This is a genomic window from Chloracidobacterium sp., assembly GCA_015075585.1.
Lineage (GTDB): Bacteria > Acidobacteriota > Blastocatellia > Pyrinomonadales > Pyrinomonadaceae > OLB17.
On record JABTUB010000002.1, the window covers coordinates 66,091 to 84,231 of the forward strand.

Below are 18,141 nucleotides of genomic sequence, written 5' to 3' on the forward strand. Positions count from 1 at the left end.
GTGTTCGCGTTAAACGCGGCGACAGGACTATCTTTACAAAAACGGGCGCGAGTTGCAAGCAAAAAGACGGCCGAAGGTTGCGGAGAACCTTCGGCCGCCTCGGTTATGTTCGCCGTAAGGCGAAGCTGTTATTAGTTCGATGGCGGTTCTGCACCTGCCGGTACGAACCAGAACGATGTGCTGATCGGGCCGCTGCCGACCACATCGACCCAGCGAAGCTTGCTTGCATCGTACTTACGGAAGTTGACTGCCTTCATGATCTGGTTCTTGCGAGCCTTGATCTGAGCAGCGGTGCCGTGATTTACGATGTAGCCGGTCGCATTCGGGTCGTTGTTAAGTCTGATGTAGAAGTTATCCACACGAGCCTTGACATCGTCATCCTTCAACGGGCCGAACTCATCAACGAGATCCTTCTGCGGCAGATTTGCGATCTCCGCAGTTGCACTCGCCGTGGTGTCGCAGTTGCACGCAGCATCAGTTCCGCCGAGTTCGACAGTAGCTGTAACTGTCTGTCCGGCCATCTCTCTGGTCGTGGCGACCGTGATGCTCGACGTACCCTGTCCGCTGGTGATCGTTCCGTTGGAAACGGTCCAGTTATAGGTGTAGCTGCCGGAGCCGCTCACGTTAGCCGTAAATGTTGCCGAGCCGCCCGGTGTGACAAGGCCTGCAGGTCCGTCAGCTGAGAGCGACGGGCATACACACGGTATCGAGCAGCTGTCGCATTCTTTGACAGTAACCGTCTCGGTCTTTGTCTGACCGCAAATGCCGCAGCCGTCATCAACACCCGCAGTGATCGTGTAGGTTCCGGGGCGAACGCCGCTGAGATCCCACGAGACGCTTGATCCTTGGCCTACAACACGGCCGCCGGAGACGGTGTAGTTGTAAACGAGAGGATCGTTGTCCTTATCGGTCGCTGTGGTCGAAACACTGATCGTCTGATTGTCGCTGCACGCTTCTGACGTTGATTTCGTTCCGGCAGGACACGGCAGGATAACCGTGCGGTCGCTGAGCGTCAAGCCTGTAACATCAGCCGGACTGTTGACACGATCCGATTCACGCTTGTCCCGACGGCCGATCCAGAGCTGTGCGATATATCCGTTAGCATCACTCGATGTCTGGAAGCCCGGAACTGGAGCGGTAAAGTTGCTCGTAATGACCTGTGTCACACAATTTGGAGTTCCATCCGGACCGGTACCCGGGGTCGTGCCGCCGCCTTGTCCGATATAGCACGGAACCGTAACTTTGGTGGAGAAGGCCTGTTTGTTAACACTGTCCCAGTCCTGCTGATTAAAGTTGTAGCGATAGGCGAAACCAAGCCCCCACCAACGAGCGGGGAAGATCCTCGCACCGGCAATGCCGTCGATCGGATGATTCTCGAATGCGTTAGGTGTACGTCCGCCGACATACTGAAGTGTGCGGAGCTCGAGGATCGGCTGGAAGAACTTGTTGACCGGGAAATCAATGCCGAATGCGGCGTGAACTTCATTCGAACGGTCAAGAAGCTTGAATGTTCCATTCGGGAAGCTGCCCTTCGGATCCGAAGCCCAAAGGAAACCGACGTTTGCCGAGAGATTCACCCATTTAGCCAATCGGGCATCTGCGAATGTGGCAACGTAAACGTCCCCCCTGTCACCGCCCGGGCTAGCGCCGCGCTGAAGCTGATTAAAGCCACTGTATCCTTTGGCACTGTCCGCGTACCATCTGTAGGCAGCGACAAAACCAAAGCCGATCGGGTTATCAAGGCTCGTAAGCCTGAACTTTGCTCCCGCTGTAAAGCTGTTGAACGCACTATCCGCGAACGAGCGTGAAATGAACGGAGCATCAGGAAGATACGACGGCATGGTCGTAAAAACCGTAGGTGCGGTTCCGGCCGGAGCTCCCGTAGGACTCGTGAGCTGGACGGTCTGAAGCACTATACCCGGCAGAATACTGCCATAAACTGAACCGACACCGGGGAACCGGCCTGCGCCGTTACCCGAACCGGCCTGCGGCGGGCCCATCGTCGGCGTCGTGCCCGGGCCGAACCCGAACGAAGGGCCTGCCGGGAAACTCAAACCAAAGTTACCCGTGCTGCCGCCCGTGAACGGAAATTGAAACCAAGGTGCACCGATCGGCCGATACACAGCCTGATTTGCAAACATGCTCGGGCCGGGGCCTTGCGGCGCCAAAATGATCGCCGGCCTTACCTGTAAGCCGCCGGTCGTCCAGAACTGAGTGTTCGGAAGGTAGGCACTCGAAAGGTTCGTAAGAGCATTTGCCCTGACCTGACGATATGCCTCGGTTTCAAAGAACAACTCGACGTGATCGGTCAAGCCGACCTGAAAACTGAGCGGCACCGCCGAAAGATCGACGTTGCCCGGATCGCGATCCCAGTTGCTCAAAGCTGCGCTGAAAGTAAACTCACCGCGCCGAAGAGTGGAACCGTCATATACCGTGAACAGGCCCGTAGGGCCGCCAAAAGGACCACCGGTACCAACGGTCGGCGCTGTATTCCGCGGGTCTTTAGCAGACCGCAGATGGTGTTGCGCCGCCGCCGAGGCGACCAGTGAAAGCATTAAGAGCGTAATAACATACGCCTTGTTTGCGAATTTCATCATTTTCCTCCGCTGAAAATAAATAATCAGTTTCATTGATCGGTCAAACGCTTGCTTTTCACGCTTTGTCTGCCGACTGTCGCTTCAACTTCCGCAATAAAGGTGCGGCCATCAAAGACGAATTCTTGAACAAATACTAGAACATTAAATACAGGTTTATACGAGAGCACCGTCAAAAAGTCAACGCCTGACCCGAAAACCCATTACTCCGACAATTGAGACTATCTTACATTAAGCCGAAAATCAAGTTGATTTTTGCTTATGATGCAAATATTTAGGCATAGATACCACGCATTCTGGTATGGTAGGCCACTCGGTCAATTGCCATCATATATGCTGCCGTTCGCGAATCAACTCCGTGCCTGTCGCCGTAGCCGACAAGTTCATTAAAACTCGCGATCATTTTCTCCTCAAGCCTTGAATTAACTTCGGCCTCCGACCAGAAATAACCGGTCCTGTCCTGAACCCATTCGAAGTACGATACCGTTACACCGCCCGCATTGGCAAGAATATCCGGAACAACGAAGATCCCCTTGTCATGCAGTATCTGATCGGCCTTTGGCGTGGTCGGCCCGTTCGCTCCTTCTGCAAGTATCTTGCACTGGAGCCGGCCGGCGTTCTCCGATGTTATCTGATTCTCGGTCGCACAAGGGGCAAGCACATCACACTCGATCTCGAGCAGCGTCTTGTTATCAACGCGCTCAGCCTCAGGATAGCCCTCAAGCGTCCGATTTTCCTGAAGATACTGCCTAACCTTGGGTATGTCTAGTCCGTTCGAGTTGTGGATGCCGCCAAAGATATCCGAAATGGCGATGATCTTATAGCCTGTATCATGCATCAACTGCGCAGCCATTCCGCCCACATTTCCCGAGCCTTGAATAACCACTGATGTTTGCTCAGGCGTCTTATCAAGCCGTTTTATGGCCTCATTGACGCAAAACAGGACGCCTCGGCCCGTTGCTTCTTTTCGCCCCAGACTGCCGCCGAGGGCGACAGGCTTTCCTGTGACGACGGCTGTGACCGTGTGACGTGCGTGCATAGAATATGTATCCATGATCCACGCCATTGTCTGTTCATTCGTATTCATATCGGGAGCCGGAACATCCTTATCCGGCCCGATGAAGTCGATCAATTCCGCCGTGTAGCGCCGCGTCAGCCGCTCAAGTTCACCGAGCGACATCTGCGACGGATCGCACACGATACCGCCTTTGCCGCCGCCGAAAGGAACGTTAACGACAGCGCATTTCCATGTCATCCACGCCGAAAGGGCCTTCACCTCTTCGATAGTTACGTCAGGTGCGTAGCGAATGCCGCCCTTTGCCGGCCCGCGGGCAAAGTTGTGCTGAACGCGGTATCCTTCAAAAACCTGTATATGCCCTGTATCCATGCGAACCGGTATGTACACCTTTATCTCACGGCTCGGCACACGCATAACAGCATAAAGATCTTCATCAAGCCCGAGAAGCTTTGCCGCACGGTCAAAGCGCTCGCTCATGGCATCAAAGGGATTCTTTTCGTCACTGCCCTTGAAGCGCCGCATCTCATCGGCCATTGGGTTTGCCATTGTTATCCACTCTCCAAAATCAAGCTTATTTATTTAAGATGTTTCTCAAAAGAACGTGATCTCGCGGCCCGGCCTCCTCCAAATAATGTCCGTCCAACAGAAACGCTGGCTGAGGCATCCAACAACATCGCCCGTTAAGCGCGACGTTCGGCCATGGAAGCACGAACCGGCCACGGCTAATCGAATGTTATCTTACTGCCCATTGGTTGGCAAATTTGGTCATCGCCGTCGCTCTAAGAATTTTCACAAAGCGGTGAGTACAGTGGTAATCTTTAACATTATTGGCAGGAAATAAGATGCGCCTATCAAGCATTCGGAACAAGATCCAAGCGGCCGCCGTGATAGCGCTGGCGGTTGTTCTGACAGGTGCTTATATTCAGGCTCAGGACAATGATGACGAACAACGCCAGCAGGACGCCGTGGCGGCCTTCAACGAAGGCCAAGATCTGCACGAAAAGGGCGATCTCGCCGGAGCGATAGCCAAATACGATAAGGCCATCACCCTTATAAAGATCTTTCCCGAAGCCGAACTGCAAAAAGGCTCGGCTTATCTCTCGCTGAACGATCTCAGTTCGGCGGAAGCTGCTTTTCGCCAAGCGGTCAGGGACCGGCCGGATTGGACGCTTGGCCTCGCGATGCTCGGCGACGTACTCGTACGGCAGATGGCGATCGCGGCCGATCGCGGCGACAAGCAAAAAGCCGCCGGACTTGCAACGGAAGCGTCGCGGACACTCGAGCGATCGATCGAGCTTGACGTCAACAATTACCCGGCATACTCGGCAATGGTTGACCTCCAGTTGCGCACGAACGCTCCGGATGCCGAGGTCACCGCGACGCTTTTAAAGCTGCAGGCCATCAGCGACGGCAAAATGAAGGTGCCTTCGTCCGTTTGGCTGGCCCGTGCCGCACTGGAAGAGCGGCTCGGCAGACGGCCCGACGCTCGATCCGATCTTAAAAAGGCACTTGATGCCGACCCTCGATCTGTCAATGCGCTGCGGTTCGCTGCCCGGCTTGCCTTGGACGACCGTGATGTTGAGCAGGCGGCAATGTATAGGGATGAGCTTCGGAAACTGCGCGTCAGCGGCTCGGTCTTGGCATTGCTGTCGGCCCGTATCTTTGCCGCACAAGGGAAATATGCCGAGGCCGCAAAGGAGCTTTCGTCAATAAAGGAACCATCTGCTGAGGCCGATGAGCTGAGAGCAAAACTTGAAGCGGTTACAGCAAAGAGCACGGCGGAACTTGAAGCGGCACTGCAGAACGATCCTTCGAACGCTGCTGTTCTGGGCCGACTTTGCTCGGCATATCGCGTTGATTCACCCGCAAAAGCAATTGACCTCTGCCGCCGTGCGGCCTCGGCCGAGCCGGACAATATCGATCATGTGATCGGTTATGCGAGGGCGCTCGTTCAGGCGCGGCAATTCGATCAGGCCGTACCATTATTACAAAAGCTGAAAGCGCGGCTGCCGGATAACGCGACCGTGCGAAGCGACCTTGCGGCAGCGTTGTTTCAGCTAAAGCGATATCCTGAAGCAAAGGCCGAGTATCTTTGGATCGTTGATAGGATGCCCGACCGACCGATCGCATATTTTCTTTTGGCGATAACGTACGACCATCTGGGCGAATACATCGATGCAATGGCGAATTACCAATCGTTCCTCAAGATCGCCGATCCCGAGAGGAATCAGCTTGAGATAGATAAGGTAAAATTGAGAATGCCTTCGCTTGAGCGGGATATGAAAGGGATGAAACGCAAATGAGCAGGCAAAAGTCGGATACGAATGAATACACCACGGCCTGCGGCAGTCGGCATAACCGTGCGGGCAGACTGTGCCTGACCGCCGCCTTTCTCCTTTTCTGTGCATCCGGCTTGCTGGCACAAGTAAATCCGGGCGACGCCCCGCCGCCCATCCATGACCTGCCCAAGGATGAGAAGAAACAACTCCTCGGCCAAACTGATCCGAAGAAGAGGACGGAATTGACGCTCCGAATGATGGACACGCACCTTAAGCAGGCCGAGAAATACGTTGCGGCTACCGCTTTCGACGAGGTATTCCGTGAGCTTGGCTCCTTTCATTACTTAATGGACAATGCCGTAGCCTTTCTTTTATGGAATAACGATGACAGCGGAAAGTCGCGCGGAAATCTGAAGCGTTTTGAGATCGGGCTGCGCGGATTTGCTCCCCGGCTTGAATTGATCCGCCGCGAAATGCCGCCCGATCACGAGTACTATTTGACCCGGCTGACAAAATATCTTCGAGATGCCCGTGCGAAGACGATTGAGCCGCTTTTTGGCAATACACAATGAAAAATCTTTTCGTACTGATCATTATTGCCGCCGGCCTACTCTTCTCCGCCCACGGCACGGTCGCACAAGAGCGTGATTTTTTGACCGCTGATGAGGTCGAGCTGATACGCGATGCTCAAGAGATCGATCGACGGATCGATGTTCTGGTGCATGCTGCGGATCGCCGCTTCGAGGCTATGAAGATCGACGTCGGCTCAGTGCCGATAAGACAAAAAGATGAGTGGAAATGGGGGCCGGTGCCCACAGGCGAACGCGTTCAGCTGTTCGGAGATATACGGCGGCTGCTTCAAAAGGCGATCGACGACATCGACAATCTAGCTGAGCATCCCGACGCTGCAATTCTGCCAACGCCCGATGATAAGAAAGCAAAGCCGCTTGCGGAGATATTCCCGATCGCTGTGCGGAGCCTTGCCGCTGCCGCTGCAAGGTACCGGCCCGCTCTGATAAAGGAACTTGACACGGTACCGGCCGGCCGTGAGCGCAGCCTCATCAGCGCGTCAATAGATATGTGCGATGAGATCATCGCCTCTGTCGATAAACTTCCGAAAGAAACGCCCGGCACGCCGGCCAAAAGCAAGAAGAAGAACAGATAGCGCGACCTTTCGTAATTTCAACGCAAGATCTCAGGAACCACGCCGCCCGCATTTGTTGCAATTCGGGCGGTGATCTAAAATCATCGTATGTCAGAGACTGTATTGAAAAAAACACCGCTGAATCAGAAACACCGCGGCCTTGGCGGAAAGATGGTCGACTTCGGCGGGTGGGAAATGCCTGTCCAATACCAAGCAGGCGTTATAGAAGAGCATATTCGATGCCGCAGCTATGCGGGTTTGTTCGACGTTTCGCATATGGGCGAAATATGGGTTGTCGGCCCCGGAGCCATTGATTTTGTCGATCGCCTTACTACAAATGATGTGACCAAACTGGTTGACGACCAGGCACAATACACCGCGCTCACGAACGAGCACGGCGGCATCGTGGATGACCTGCTCGTATATCGATTTGAGGCCGACAAACTGCTGCTCGTTGTCAACGCCGGCACGACCGACAAGGATTTTGAATGGATCAGCTCACATCATTCACCTGATGACCACTGCCATGTCGAAAATATCAGCGACAAATTCTGCCAGATCGCGATACAGGGCCCTGAGGCCGTCGCTATTCTGCAAAAACTCACCGAGGCCGAGCTTGATACCGTAAAGTACTATCATTTTTGCGGCGGCAAGGTCGATGGTGTTGATGCCATCCTCTCGCGAACCGGTTACACGGGCGAGGACGGCTATGAGGTTTACACGCATCCCGACAATGCCGAAAAGCTTTGGGACAAGCTTTTGGATGCAGGCAACTTCGGCAGCGCCGGCGGAATACTTCCCTGCGGGCTTGCCGCCCGAAATACGCTGCGGCTCGAAGCGGGAATGTCCCTTTACGGCCACGAGCTCGGCGATGACATCACGCCGTTCGAGGCAAATCTGGGCTGGATAACAAAGCTCGACAAGCAGAATGGCTTTATCGGCTCCGAAGAACTTGCAAAGCAAAAGGCGTCGGGCGTATCGCGCAAGATCGTCGGGTTTGAAATGACCGAGCCGGGCATTGCACGCGACGGGTATGACGTTTACATCAATAATGAACGATCGGGTGTGGTAACGAGCGGTTCGCCCGCACCGTCTCTTAAAAAGAATATCGGTATGGCGTTCGTTCCGCCGCAATTTGCAAATCCGGGACAAGAAATTAAAATTGATGTCAGAGGCAAGCATCTGAACGGGGTCATCGTAACTACGCCGTTCTATAAGCGGAAGAAGAGGGCTTCCCTGCCGATCGCCAAGCAGGCCTGAAAAAACAATTGATCTGAATACTATTATGTCAAATATTCCTGAGAATTTACGTTACAGCAAAGACCATGAATGGGCTTCGGTCGAGGGCGACATCGCAACGATCGGCCTGACGGATTACGCACAGCACTCGCTTGGTGATGTGGTGTATGTGGATATGCCGCGCGTAGGTGACAAGTTCGACGCACATGAGTCATTCGGCTCGGTCGAATCGGTCAAGGCTGTTTCGGAGATCTTTATGCCGGTCAGCGGTGAGGTTACCGAGGTCAATGACGGCCTCAATGATGCACCGGAGACCGTGAACAACGATCCGTATGACGGCGGTTGGCTCGTAAAGGTCAAGATGGCAAATGCCGGCGAGGCCGATGCGTTGCTTTCTTCGGCCGAATACGAGGAGTTCTTGGAAGGCAATTCCTGAACAAATACCTTCGCCGCACAATCAGAATTTGGAAAAGCCGCTCGGAATTTGTCCGCGCGGTTTTTTCACTTTACGCGGTTATTGATAAGATTGTCGTTTAATAAGTAAGTTTATCCATGAGATACATACCGAATTCACCCGAAGAGCGTGCTGAAATGCTGTCTGAGGTAGGCCTGTCGGACGCTTCAGAATTGTTCCGTTCGATACCTGCTGAGCTGCAGTTGGGCCGCGAGTTGAACATCACCGAACCTCTTGCCGAAAGCGAAGTGATCGCGGCAATGGAAGCGATGGCGGCAAAGAATACTGCCGCAGCCAAGCCCTCATTCCTCGGCGCCGGCGTATATTCGCATTTTTCGCCGACGATCGTCGATCATCTGCTCCAGCGAAGCGAATTTTTCACGAGCTACACGCCCTATCAGCCTGAGATCTCGCAGGGCACGCTTCAGTACATCTTCGAGTTCCAGACGCTCGTTTGCCAGCTAACGGGCATGGAGGTCGCCAACGCCTCGATGTACGACGGCTCGACCGCGATGGCCGAGGCGTATCTGATGGCACAGCGTGTAACGCGACGCGACAAGATCGTCGTTGCGACAAGCGTCCATCCCGAGTATCGCGACGTCGCACGCACATATACGCAGCACGGAGCGGCCGAGATCATCGAGGTACCTTACGACGAGGCAACAGGACGTATCGGCGATCTTTCGGCACTTGACGACAAGACGGCCGCGCTCGTTGCTCAGTCGCCGAATTTCTTCGGCTGTATCGAGGATGTTGCGGCTCTTTCCGAAAAGGCTCATTCAGTAGGTGCACTTCTCGTGCTTGTGGTTACCGAAGCGATCTCGCTCGGGCTTTTGAAGACTGCCGGCGAGTGCGACGTCGATATCGTCGTCGGTGAAGGCCAATCGTGGGGCATTCCGGCAAGCTTTGGCGGGCCGCACGTCGGATTCTTTGCGACGCGTGAGAAATACGTTCGGCAAATGCCGGGCAGATTGTGCGGCGTGGCGTACGACAAGAACGGCAACCGCGGTTTCGTGCTGACGCTATCGACGCGCGAGCAGCACATCCGCCGCGAAAAAGCGACGTCTAACATCTGCACGAATCAGGGCCTGATCGCCCTAGCCGCAACGATCTATATGGAGACGATGGGCAAAAAGGGCCTTCAGGAGGTTGCCGAGCAGAACGCGCAAAAGGCTGCTTACGCAAGAAATGCCATCGCCGCCATCGATGGCTATTCGATTCCCTTTTCCGCACCGACATTCAACGAATTCGTCGTTCGCGGCCCGCGATCCGCCGCCGAAATACTCGAATCCGTCCGCGAAAAAGGCATCATCGGCGGCCTCGCGTTATCGAAATATTACGCCGGCCACGACAATGACTTCCTCGTCTGCGTGACGGAGACGAACTCAAAAGATCAAATGGATAAATTGGTCGCGGCTTTAACGTAAAAGGATGCCGAAATGCCTGTAAAGGACGACATCGATCGCAGAGGTTTTCTTTCTTCCGTTGGCAAAGGGCTTGGCCTTGCGGCGTTGGGGTCGGCGACTATTTGGTTTTTTCGTTTTTGCTTAGCCACGCGATTTATGGCTCGGCGATTATTTGAATTTTTTGTTTTAGCATTGCCACCCCATTTATGGTTCGGCGACTATTTGGTTTTTTCGTTTTAGCTTAGCCACGCCATTTATGGCGTGGTTGTGGTAGAGAACATTGATCCAGCCCGTTCACGGGCTTACCAAACCGATGTCGATCAGAGTTTATTCGGAGATAAATTTGCACATAACGTGGCATACAAAGGACAATCTGCAGATGATAACTACGGCGATGCAGCCTGAATTATATTCGTATCTTAAAAACAAGATCGTTGAAACCGAAGGCGCATATTTTCACAGTATCGGCGGAATTGAAACACACGTTCATATTGCGGCTTCGGTAAAGCCGTCTTTACATCTCGACGAATGGATCGGACAGCTAAAAGGCGGAAGTTCTTGCGCAATGGGCAAAGGTCTGCAATGGCAGCATGGATACGGCATTGTTTCATTCGGAACAAAGGATCTGCCGTGGATATTGGACTATATACGTAATCAGGAACAGCACCATAAAAAGGGAACGATCTACGACCGATTGGAACGGATTGAAGAATGAAAAGGGCGTGAACGCCCTGAACCGTATATTTGAAACTCACCACGCCGTAAACGGCGTGGCTAAGCTAAATCAAATCCGCGTTATGAAGATAGAAAGAAGAGCTTTTCTTTCCTCCGTTGGCAAAGGGCTTGGCCTTGCGGCATTGTCGTCGGGGGCGGTTGGGTCGCTGCTTGAGGATGTCAGGGCGGCGGTGCGGCATGTTGAGCATCTTTCGTCTTTGGAGGCGGCGGCCGACGAAGATTTCTGGGCGGTCATTCAGCAGTCGTTTTCGGTAACGCGGGGCATTATCAACCTGAATAACGGCGGCGTTTCGCCCAGCCCGCGGATCGTGACAGAGGCTTTTATCCGTTACACATGGCAGCAGGAAGACGCGACCGCATACACGATGTGGCAGATACTTGAGCCGCAGTCCGAGACGATCCGCACGGGGCTTGCCGAAATGTTCGGCTGTTCTCCCGAGGAGATCGCGATCACGCGAAACGCGAGCGAATCGCTCGAAACTCTGCTTATGGGTTTCGACCTGAAAAGCGGCGACGAGATCGTCACCACGACGCAGGATTATCCGCGAATGCTGACGACGCTCAAACAACGCGAGCTTCGCGAAGGCCTGAAATTAAATCTCGTCAAGGTTCCCATTTCTCCCGATAATATAAACGATCTTGCGGCACCATTTGAAAAAGCCGTTACGCCGCGAACAAAGCTGATCCTGATGTCGCACCAGATCAATCTGACCGGACAGATAATGCCGGTCAAGCAGGTCTGCGAAATGGCTCGTGCACGCGGCATCGAGACGATCGTTGACGGAGCACATTCATTCTCGCAGTTCGCCTTCAAACAGAGCGATCTCGGGTGCGATTATTTCGGTACTTCCCTGCATAAATGGACCTACGCTCCGAAAGGTACGGGAATGCTCTACGTAAAGAAGGAAAAGATCCCGAAGATCTGGGCCTTGATGGCAAGTGAGGATAAGAATAAGAACGACATTCGCAAATTCGAGGAGATCGGCACTCATTCGGCGGCGATGCGGCTTGCCATCGGCGAAGCGATCTTGTTCAATAGGGCGATCGGTGCCGAACGAAAAGAAGCTCGCCTACGATATCTTTCGCGCTATTGGATGAACCGGCTAAAAGAGGTTCCGAAGGTCGGCTTCAACACGTCGTTCGATCCGGCTCAATCGTGCGCGATCGCCAATTTTAAGATCGACGGCGTCGATCCGGTCGCTCTCGGCGGCTATCTGATGTCGAAACACCACATCTATACGACGCCGATCGTCCATACGGAATTCTCCGGAATTCGCATTACGCCGAATGTTTACACAACGCTTTGGGAGCTTGATAGATTTTGTAATGTTGTGGAGAATGTCGCAAAAAATGGTTTACCCAAAGTCTGAATCAAATACATCCGACGGCTGAAAGCTGTATTTATTAATAATGAGCATTAAAAAAGTAACTTCGCATCCGACACAGAATGAGGCTCTGATATTCGAGCGTTCGCAGACTGGCCGCATCGGCTATCGTTTGCCAAAACTCGACGTGCCCGAGACGGTCGCCATTCCGGCGGAGCTTCGCCGCGATGACGGACTCGAGGGCGTCCCCGAAGTCTCCGAGGTTGATGTCATTCGGCACTTTACGCGGATGTCCACCTGGAACTATTCGATCGATCTCGGCATGTATCCGCTCGGGTCCTGCACGATGAAGTACAACTCGCGGCTCAATGAAAAAGCTGCAAGGATCGGCGGTTTCGCGTCCCTTCATCCGCTTGCACCCGAAGAGGAATCGCAAGGTGCCTTGGAATTGATCTACAAGCTTCAGGAAGATCTTGCTGAGATCACGGGCCTGCCGGGTGTGAGCCTCCAGCCTGCCGCGGGAGCACAAGGTGAGATGACGGGCGTTATGGTCATCCGCGCGTACCTCGACCAACGCGATGGCGATGGTGCAAAGGATCGCCGCGTAATGCTCATCCCTGAATCTGCCCACGGCACAAATCCCGCATCCGCTGCGCTTGCGGGCTTTACGGTCAAGACCATTCGCGCTACCGCCGAAGGCTTGACCGATATGGACCATCTTCGTGAACTTTGTTCCTCGGGCGATGTGGCGGGCGTTATGTTCACAAATCCCAATACCGTCGGCATCTTCGAGCGAAATATCAAGGAGATCTGCGATACGATCCACACGGCGGGCGGCCTCGTTTATATGGACGGCGCAAATATGAACGCGCTCGTCGGTATCGCACGTCCGGGCGATATGGGAGTCGACGTCATTCATTTGAATCTGCACAAGACGTTCTCGACACCGCATGGCGGCGGCGGCCCCGGCAGCGGGCCTTGTCTTTGCACCGCCGAACTCGCACCTTTTCTTCCGACGCCGCATATCGTAAAGGACGGCGAGAGATACCGTCTGAAATACGACGTCCCGACATCGATCGGCCGCGTAAAGGCGTTCTACGGCAACTTCGGGATGATGATCCGTGCACTTTCGTACATTTACACGCACGGGGCCGAAGGCCTGCGTCAAGCGACCGAAACAGCCGTGCTGAATGCACGTTATGTTTCCAAGAAACTGGAAGGCACGTTCGACAAACCTTACGGATCTGACTGTATGCACGAGGCGATCTTTTCGCATAAGGATCAGGCGAAGAAAGGGGCCGTTACGCTCGATATCGCAAAGCGCCTTATCGATTATGGATTTCACCCGATGACGGTCTATTTTCCGCTTGTTGTCGAAGGTGCGATGCTCATTGAGCCCACGGAGTCAGTCGGGCGCGCCGACCTCGACGCGTTCTGCGAAGCGATGCTCGATATAGACCGCGAGATCGGATCAGACCCCGAACTCGTTACAAATGCTCCGCACTCGACCCGCATCGGCCGCCTCGATGAAGCAGCGGCCGCTCGGAAACCTGTTCTGCGCTGGCGCAGCGACGGAGATGCTCGCTCCGCACAGCTTTGATCGGCAAGAACTCTGTAATGAACGGCTCTTTCTCGAATACGGGACAGAGCCGTTCTTCCCGTCATGATCCGTGAAAAACGGTTGATCTTGGCCGGTTTTTATTCAAAAGTGGCGTATTTCTGCTATTCCTCGCCGATCCGGTTGACCCAAGGTCATTTCGAACCTAAACTTACCTTTTTTACTGTTGCTGCTTTGAAAAATGACGACCATCGGCATCCCTAAAGAGATACATCCCGGCGAGAAGCGAGTTGCCGCAACGCCGCAAACCATCCTTAAGTTGAAAAAGCTGGGCTTTGACGTTGCCGTCGAGTCGCAGGCGGGACAAGGGATAAACTGCACGGACAGCGAATATCGCGAAGCCGGCGCGGTTGTCATCGAGGACACGCGCAAGCTGTGGGAAACAGCGGATATCGTCCTGAAAGTGCGGCCGCCTGAGGAAAATAAGGCAGTCGGCAAGCACGAGGCCGAGCTTCTGAAAAATGGAGCAACTTTGATCGGCTTCATCTGGCCGGCACAGAATAAGGAAACACTCGACCGCCTTGCGAAACGAAAAGCGACCGTATTCGGCATGGACTGTGTTCCGCGCATCACGCGTGCTCAAAAGATGGATACGCTGTCCGCAATGGCGAATATCGCGGGCTATCGTGCTGTGATCGAGGCCGCGAATCACTTCCCGCGTTTCTTTACCGGCCAGATCACCGCAGCGGGAAAGATCGATCCGGCAAAGGTTCTGGTGATCGGTGCCGGCGTGGCAGGGCTTTCTGCGATAGGGGCGGCGCGCGGCCTTGGGGCGATAGTTCGGGCGTTCGATCCGCGTTCGGCAACGAAAGATCAGGTCGCCTCAATGGGCGCGGAATTTCTCGAACTCGACGTAAAAGAGGAAGGCGAATCGAAGGGCGGCTACGCTAAAGAGATGTCCGACGCGTTCCTCAACGCCGAGATGGCTCTGTTTGCCGCTCAGGCGATGCAGGTCGATATCATCATCACAACGGCCTTGATCCCCGGCAAACCCGCGCCGAAGCTCATTACGACCGGTATGGTCGAATCCATGAAGCCGGGCAGCGTGATCGTCGATCTCGCGGCAGAGCAAGGCGGCAACTGCTCGCTTACGCAGCCGGGCAAGGTGGTCGATCACAAAGGCGTAACGATCATTGGCTACACCGACCTTCCGTCACGCATGGCGGCGATGTCGTCGCAGCTTTACGGCTCTTGCATTGTCGCACTGGTCGCCGATCTCTGTAAGGAGTCAGACACTGCCGCTTTGAAGATCGACCTTGACGATGAGGTGATTCGCGGTGCCATCGTCCTGCACGAAGGCAAGATGATGTGGCCGCCGCCTGTCGTTGCCGTAACCGCGCCGCCCGAGCCGGGCGTCCCGACAAAAAGTGCTGCCGCCGTCGCCGCAACTACCAAGCCCGCGAACGGCCATGGCCACGGCGAAGGCATGGCTCTTAGTCCGTGGCTTCTCGTTGCGGTCGGCTTGATCATGCTCGGCGTCGGCTGGACCGCACCCGCATCGGTACTTTCGCACTTTACGGTCTTTATGCTCGCGTGCTTTGTCGGCTATCAGGTCGTATGGAATGTCAAACCGGCACTCCATACGCCGCTAATGTCTGTAACGAACGCTATCAGCGGCATCATCCTCGTCGGCGGAATGCTGCAACTGACATCAACTTCGATGAACCTGACCGTCATCCTCGGCGCGATAGCCGTGCTGATCGCCGCCATCAACATCGCCGGCGGCTTCTTGGTCACAAATCGCATGCTGGCGATGTTCAGAAAGTAACAGTGTTCGGCAATGGTAGAATACGTTATGAGGTAACTACTATGACAGTCAAAGAAGCGGTACTGGAAGATCTCGAAAAATTGCCGGTCGTCAAACAGGAGGAAGTGCTAGACTTCGTGCAGTTTCTTAAAGCGAAGCAATCGAAACGCAAACCACGCCGTTCGCTAAAAGGCAGTCTTGCCCATTTGAATTTTAAGTGGACCGAAGAAGACATGCGTCAAGCCCGAAACGAAATGTGGCGAGGATACACGAAGGACACCGAACACCTACTAGAAGACGGCCTTTTATAAATGGATATCGTTGTCGATACAAATATCATCATCTGGTACTTTGACGAATATTCGAGGCTTACAAAGCTCGCTGAAACAACCGTCGATGACGCTGCGGAGAACGGAACACTATTCGTTTCGTCGATCACCATCGTCGAACTCACATATTTGATCGAGAAGGATCGCGTGCCTAAAGAGGTGCTGGCCAAACTTCGCGAAGCTCTCGACGACGATGCGACCGCTTTCGAACTCGCTGGACTCTCTCGGCGAGTCGCTGACGAACTCCAGAATATCGACCGCTCCATCGTCGCCGACATGCACGACCGCATCGTCGCCGCAACCGCGTTGCATCTTGGCTTGCCGCTGGTGACGAGCGATGGCAATTTACAAAGGCTGTCCAATGTCGAAACGATCTGGTAAATTCACGACCATCGCCGTCGTCATTGCCGCCATCAACATCGCCGGCGGATTTCTCGTAACGAATCGGGTGTTGGGGATGTTTAGGAAATAGGTAATATGTCGGAATTGGAAAGTTTATTTGAAGCACTACGACATTACTTTGAACATTCCTCGTGGCGCCATGGTGATGAGAATCATTTGAAACACGAGTGGATCGATATCACTGAACGAATGCTTCGTATTGATGTCGAGGACATTTTGAAAAATAGTTGCTTTTGTTATTCCGCCGGAGCTGACATAACTCCGATAGTTGCCTTTAAGGATTTTATTCATTCGTACGTTTATTGCGATATTTGTGAATACACAAACTATTTTGAACAAATTGGAAAGTTAAAAAAAAGACTAGATAATCAGGGTTTTTGCGAAATTCAAAAAACAAACATTAATGCAAGTTGGCTTTGCATTCGGAATCAAGAGCATGATTCGTATCGACCAACCTGGAAAAATTGGAACATTGTTGGAAGCACAATTCATGCAAATGAATTGTTTGGAGAATTCAGCATTTGGAAGAATAAACAAGCTTTTTATTGCCTACTCTATGTCTGTTGGGACAGTTTCGCTACTTGGATGAATTTATATCAGAAATTCCGCATAACTCCGAAAGCAGTTTGTGATCTCTATTGGGAAGGAGGTCTTTCAACTTCCGATAGCGCAGCCTCCATTTCCCCCGAACTACTAACTCCTGAATATTGGATACCGGGTTGGGGGCGGTTAACTGAAGATGCACGCTATGAAGAAATTGGTGAAGTGAGTTACTTTGGCGACTTTGGTCACAACGTTAAATTCGGCACCGATGGGCCGGATTTTAAAGAGAAACTCTTTAAGCGAAGACACTTGGTAAGCGTTTGACGTTGGGAATACCGAAACAACATTACGATTTTGCCAAACCAACGCGGTGGTCCTACCGGAAGCGCCGACTGATGGAGCTGCCGATTGCAGTGCGAATTTCATAAGTTGCCTAGTCTAATTGGTGATGGCAGTCAGACAACCGTGCGGCGGTAAATCGAATTTAGCTGTGGGTTCAACCCACCGAAAACTGGGCCGAACGTTTTGTCCCATTAGGGACGTGATGAAAATAGCCCACCGATTCATCGGTGGGAACGGACGACACAACGATCCAAAGTCCCGTAGGGACGGCTGAATATTCGCGGCCGCATATGATTCATTCGTCCCTACGGGGCTTGGGAATAATTGGTCCCTTGTTCCTATTATCGGATGTCCCTACGGGACGCGGATGAGAAATAAATGGCACATTCATACGTCAGTCAATTGATGCACTGCGTCTTCAGCACTAAAGAACGCCGTTCGATGATAACGCCTGAATTGCTCGTCAGAATGATACCGTACATCGGCGGCATTGCAAGTGAGAACAAGTTTAAGCTGATTCACGGTGGCGGTGTTGATGATCACGTCCATTTGCTGATTTCGCTCGCGAAGACAATGGCAATCTCAAAGGCGATGCAGTTAATAAAGGGTGGTTCGTCGAAATGGATTCACGATACTTTTCCCGAACATCGAATGTTCGAGTGGCAGGAAGGATACGGAGCGTTTTCGATCTCGATCAGCGAAAAGGCTCGTACGATTAATTACATCGACAATCAAGCAGAGCACCATAAGAAGGTGGATTTTAAGACGGAGTTTATCGCGTTCCTCGATGCGCATGAAATGGAATACGATGTTCGTTATGTTTTCGATTGATATCTATTCGTCCCTACGGGACTTTATGCGTGCTTCGACATTGTTCCCACCGATGAATCGGTGGGCTATTGACATTCGTCCCCACGGGACACCGGAAGAACCTATTTGAGCCTTTTCACAATCGCATACATCGGC

Annotated in this window: 17 protein-coding genes; 15 read left to right on the plus strand and 2 right to left on the minus strand. The window is 53.3% G+C overall.

The annotated features are described in order from the left end of the window. Window positions 1-131: 131 nt before the first annotated feature. Window positions 132-2,594 carry a hypothetical protein gene (locus tag HS105_09365; GenBank protein ID MBE7516798.1) on the minus strand — a complete coding sequence of 821 codons (2,463 nt, stop codon included), beginning with the start codon at window positions 2,592-2,594 and terminating at the stop codon, window positions 132-134. Window positions 2,595-2,868: 274 nt separating this feature from the next. Continuing rightward, window positions 2,869-4,158 (minus strand): Glu/Leu/Phe/Val dehydrogenase, encoded by a 1,290-nt coding sequence (locus tag HS105_09370; GenBank protein MBE7516799.1) that lies wholly within the window; start codon window positions 4,156-4,158, stop codon window positions 2,869-2,871. Window positions 4,159-4,454: 296 nt separating this feature from the next. Between HS105_09370 and HS105_09375 the strand changes: the two genes are divergently transcribed. The 15 genes from HS105_09375 to tnpA all read left to right on the plus strand — a co-directional run bounded on the left by HS105_09375 (window position 4,455) and on the right by tnpA (window position 18,006). After that, window positions 4,455-5,915 carry a tetratricopeptide repeat protein gene (locus HS105_09375; GenBank protein MBE7516800.1) on the plus strand — a complete coding sequence of 487 codons (1,461 nt, stop codon included), beginning with the start codon at window positions 4,455-4,457 and terminating at the stop codon, window positions 5,913-5,915. Next, window positions 5,912-6,463: a hypothetical protein gene (locus HS105_09380; GenBank protein MBE7516801.1), complete on the plus strand. Its 552-nt coding sequence runs from the start codon at window positions 5,912-5,914 to the stop codon at window positions 6,461-6,463. The genes HS105_09375 and HS105_09380 overlap by 4 nt, the downstream gene beginning before the upstream one ends. Then, window positions 6,460-7,056 carry a hypothetical protein gene (locus HS105_09385; protein MBE7516802.1) on the plus strand — a complete coding sequence of 199 codons (597 nt, stop codon included), beginning with the start codon at window positions 6,460-6,462 and terminating at the stop codon, window positions 7,054-7,056. The genes HS105_09380 and HS105_09385 overlap by 4 nt, the downstream gene beginning before the upstream one ends. An 87-nt stretch (window positions 7,057-7,143) precedes the next feature. Then, the gene (gene gcvT / locus HS105_09390; GenBank protein ID MBE7516803.1) at window positions 7,144-8,295 is read left to right on the plus strand and encodes a glycine cleavage system aminomethyltransferase GcvT; all 1,152 of its coding nucleotides are present in this window, start codon (window positions 7,144-7,146) and stop codon (window positions 8,293-8,295) included. A 25-nt stretch (window positions 8,296-8,320) separates the two neighbouring features. Continuing rightward, window positions 8,321-8,710 carry a glycine cleavage system protein GcvH gene (gene gcvH, locus HS105_09395; protein MBE7516804.1) on the plus strand — a complete coding sequence of 130 codons (390 nt, stop codon included), beginning with the start codon at window positions 8,321-8,323 and terminating at the stop codon, window positions 8,708-8,710. Between the two features lie 116 nt (window positions 8,711-8,826). Beyond that, window positions 8,827-10,155: an aminomethyl-transferring glycine dehydrogenase subunit GcvPA gene (gene gcvPA, locus HS105_09400; GenBank protein ID MBE7516805.1), complete on the plus strand. Its 1,329-nt coding sequence runs from the start codon at window positions 8,827-8,829 to the stop codon at window positions 10,153-10,155. Window positions 10,156-10,447: 292 nt separating this feature from the next. Continuing rightward, the gene (locus tag HS105_09405; GenBank protein MBE7516806.1) at window positions 10,448-10,849 is read left to right on the plus strand and encodes a transposase; all 402 of its coding nucleotides are present in this window, start codon (window positions 10,448-10,450) and stop codon (window positions 10,847-10,849) included. Window positions 10,850-10,931: 82 nt separating this feature from the next. Further along, the gene (locus HS105_09410; protein ID MBE7516807.1) at window positions 10,932-12,239 is read left to right on the plus strand and encodes an aminotransferase class V-fold PLP-dependent enzyme; all 1,308 of its coding nucleotides are present in this window, start codon (window positions 10,932-10,934) and stop codon (window positions 12,237-12,239) included. Between the two features lie 40 nt (window positions 12,240-12,279). Next, complete coding sequence (gene gcvPB / locus HS105_09415) at window positions 12,280-13,794, plus strand: aminomethyl-transferring glycine dehydrogenase subunit GcvPB (GenBank protein ID MBE7516808.1); 1,515 nt, start codon at window positions 12,280-12,282, stop codon at window positions 13,792-13,794. Between the two features lie 199 nt (window positions 13,795-13,993). Then, entirely contained in the window at window positions 13,994-15,580 is a 1,587-nt protein-coding gene (locus tag HS105_09420) for a Re/Si-specific NAD(P)(+) transhydrogenase subunit alpha (protein ID MBE7516809.1), read from the plus strand. Between the two features lie 41 nt (window positions 15,581-15,621). Further along, window positions 15,622-15,870: a DUF2281 domain-containing protein gene (locus tag HS105_09425; protein ID MBE7516810.1), complete on the plus strand. Its 249-nt coding sequence runs from the start codon at window positions 15,622-15,624 to the stop codon at window positions 15,868-15,870. Next, window positions 15,871-16,269, plus strand: coding sequence for a PIN domain-containing protein (locus HS105_09430; protein MBE7516811.1), 399 nt, complete (start codon window positions 15,871-15,873; stop codon window positions 16,267-16,269). After that, the gene (locus tag HS105_09435) at window positions 16,226-16,360 is read left to right on the plus strand and encodes an NAD(P) transhydrogenase subunit alpha (protein MBE7516812.1); all 135 of its coding nucleotides are present in this window, start codon (window positions 16,226-16,228) and stop codon (window positions 16,358-16,360) included. The genes HS105_09430 and HS105_09435 overlap by 44 nt, the downstream gene beginning before the upstream one ends. 5 nt (window positions 16,361-16,365) lie before the next feature. Next, entirely contained in the window at window positions 16,366-17,157 is a 792-nt protein-coding gene (locus tag HS105_09440) for a hypothetical protein (protein MBE7516813.1), read from the plus strand. Between the two features lie 396 nt (window positions 17,158-17,553). Continuing rightward, a complete protein-coding gene (gene tnpA / locus HS105_09445) occupies window positions 17,554-18,006 on the plus strand; it encodes an IS200/IS605 family transposase (GenBank protein ID MBE7516814.1) in 453 nt (150 codons plus the stop codon). Window positions 18,007-18,141: the final 135 nt, after the last annotated feature.

Bases quoted from the DNA above. Each gene is read 5' to 3' on its own strand.
- HS105_09365 (MBE7516798.1), bottom strand. From the start codon at position 2,594: ATGAAATTCGCAAACAAGGCGTATGTTATTACGCTCTTAATGCTTTCA.
- HS105_09370 (MBE7516799.1), bottom strand. From the start codon at position 4,158: ATGGCAAACCCAATGGCCGATGAGATGCGGCGCTTCAAGGGCAGTGAC.
- HS105_09375 (MBE7516800.1), top strand. From the start codon at position 4,455: ATGCGCCTATCAAGCATTCGGAACAAGATCCAAGCGGCCGCCGTGATA.
- HS105_09380 (MBE7516801.1), top strand. From the start codon at position 5,912: ATGAGCAGGCAAAAGTCGGATACGAATGAATACACCACGGCCTGCGGC.
- HS105_09385 (MBE7516802.1), top strand. From the start codon at position 6,460: ATGAAAAATCTTTTCGTACTGATCATTATTGCCGCCGGCCTACTCTTC.
- gcvT (MBE7516803.1), top strand. From the start codon at position 7,144: ATGTCAGAGACTGTATTGAAAAAAACACCGCTGAATCAGAAACACCGC.
- gcvH (MBE7516804.1), top strand. From the start codon at position 8,321: ATGTCAAATATTCCTGAGAATTTACGTTACAGCAAAGACCATGAATGG.
- gcvPA (MBE7516805.1), top strand. From the start codon at position 8,827: ATGAGATACATACCGAATTCACCCGAAGAGCGTGCTGAAATGCTGTCT.
- HS105_09405 (MBE7516806.1), top strand. From the start codon at position 10,448: ATGTCGATCAGAGTTTATTCGGAGATAAATTTGCACATAACGTGGCAT.
- HS105_09410 (MBE7516807.1), top strand. From the start codon at position 10,932: ATGAAGATAGAAAGAAGAGCTTTTCTTTCCTCCGTTGGCAAAGGGCTT.
- gcvPB (MBE7516808.1), top strand. From the start codon at position 12,280: ATGAGCATTAAAAAAGTAACTTCGCATCCGACACAGAATGAGGCTCTG.
- HS105_09420 (MBE7516809.1), top strand. From the start codon at position 13,994: ATGACGACCATCGGCATCCCTAAAGAGATACATCCCGGCGAGAAGCGA.
- HS105_09425 (MBE7516810.1), top strand. From the start codon at position 15,622: ATGACAGTCAAAGAAGCGGTACTGGAAGATCTCGAAAAATTGCCGGTC.
- HS105_09430 (MBE7516811.1), top strand. From the start codon at position 15,871: ATGGATATCGTTGTCGATACAAATATCATCATCTGGTACTTTGACGAA.
- HS105_09435 (MBE7516812.1), top strand. From the start codon at position 16,226: ATGGCAATTTACAAAGGCTGTCCAATGTCGAAACGATCTGGTAAATTC.
- HS105_09440 (MBE7516813.1), top strand. From the start codon at position 16,366: ATGTCGGAATTGGAAAGTTTATTTGAAGCACTACGACATTACTTTGAA.
- tnpA (MBE7516814.1), top strand. From the start codon at position 17,554: ATGGCACATTCATACGTCAGTCAATTGATGCACTGCGTCTTCAGCACT.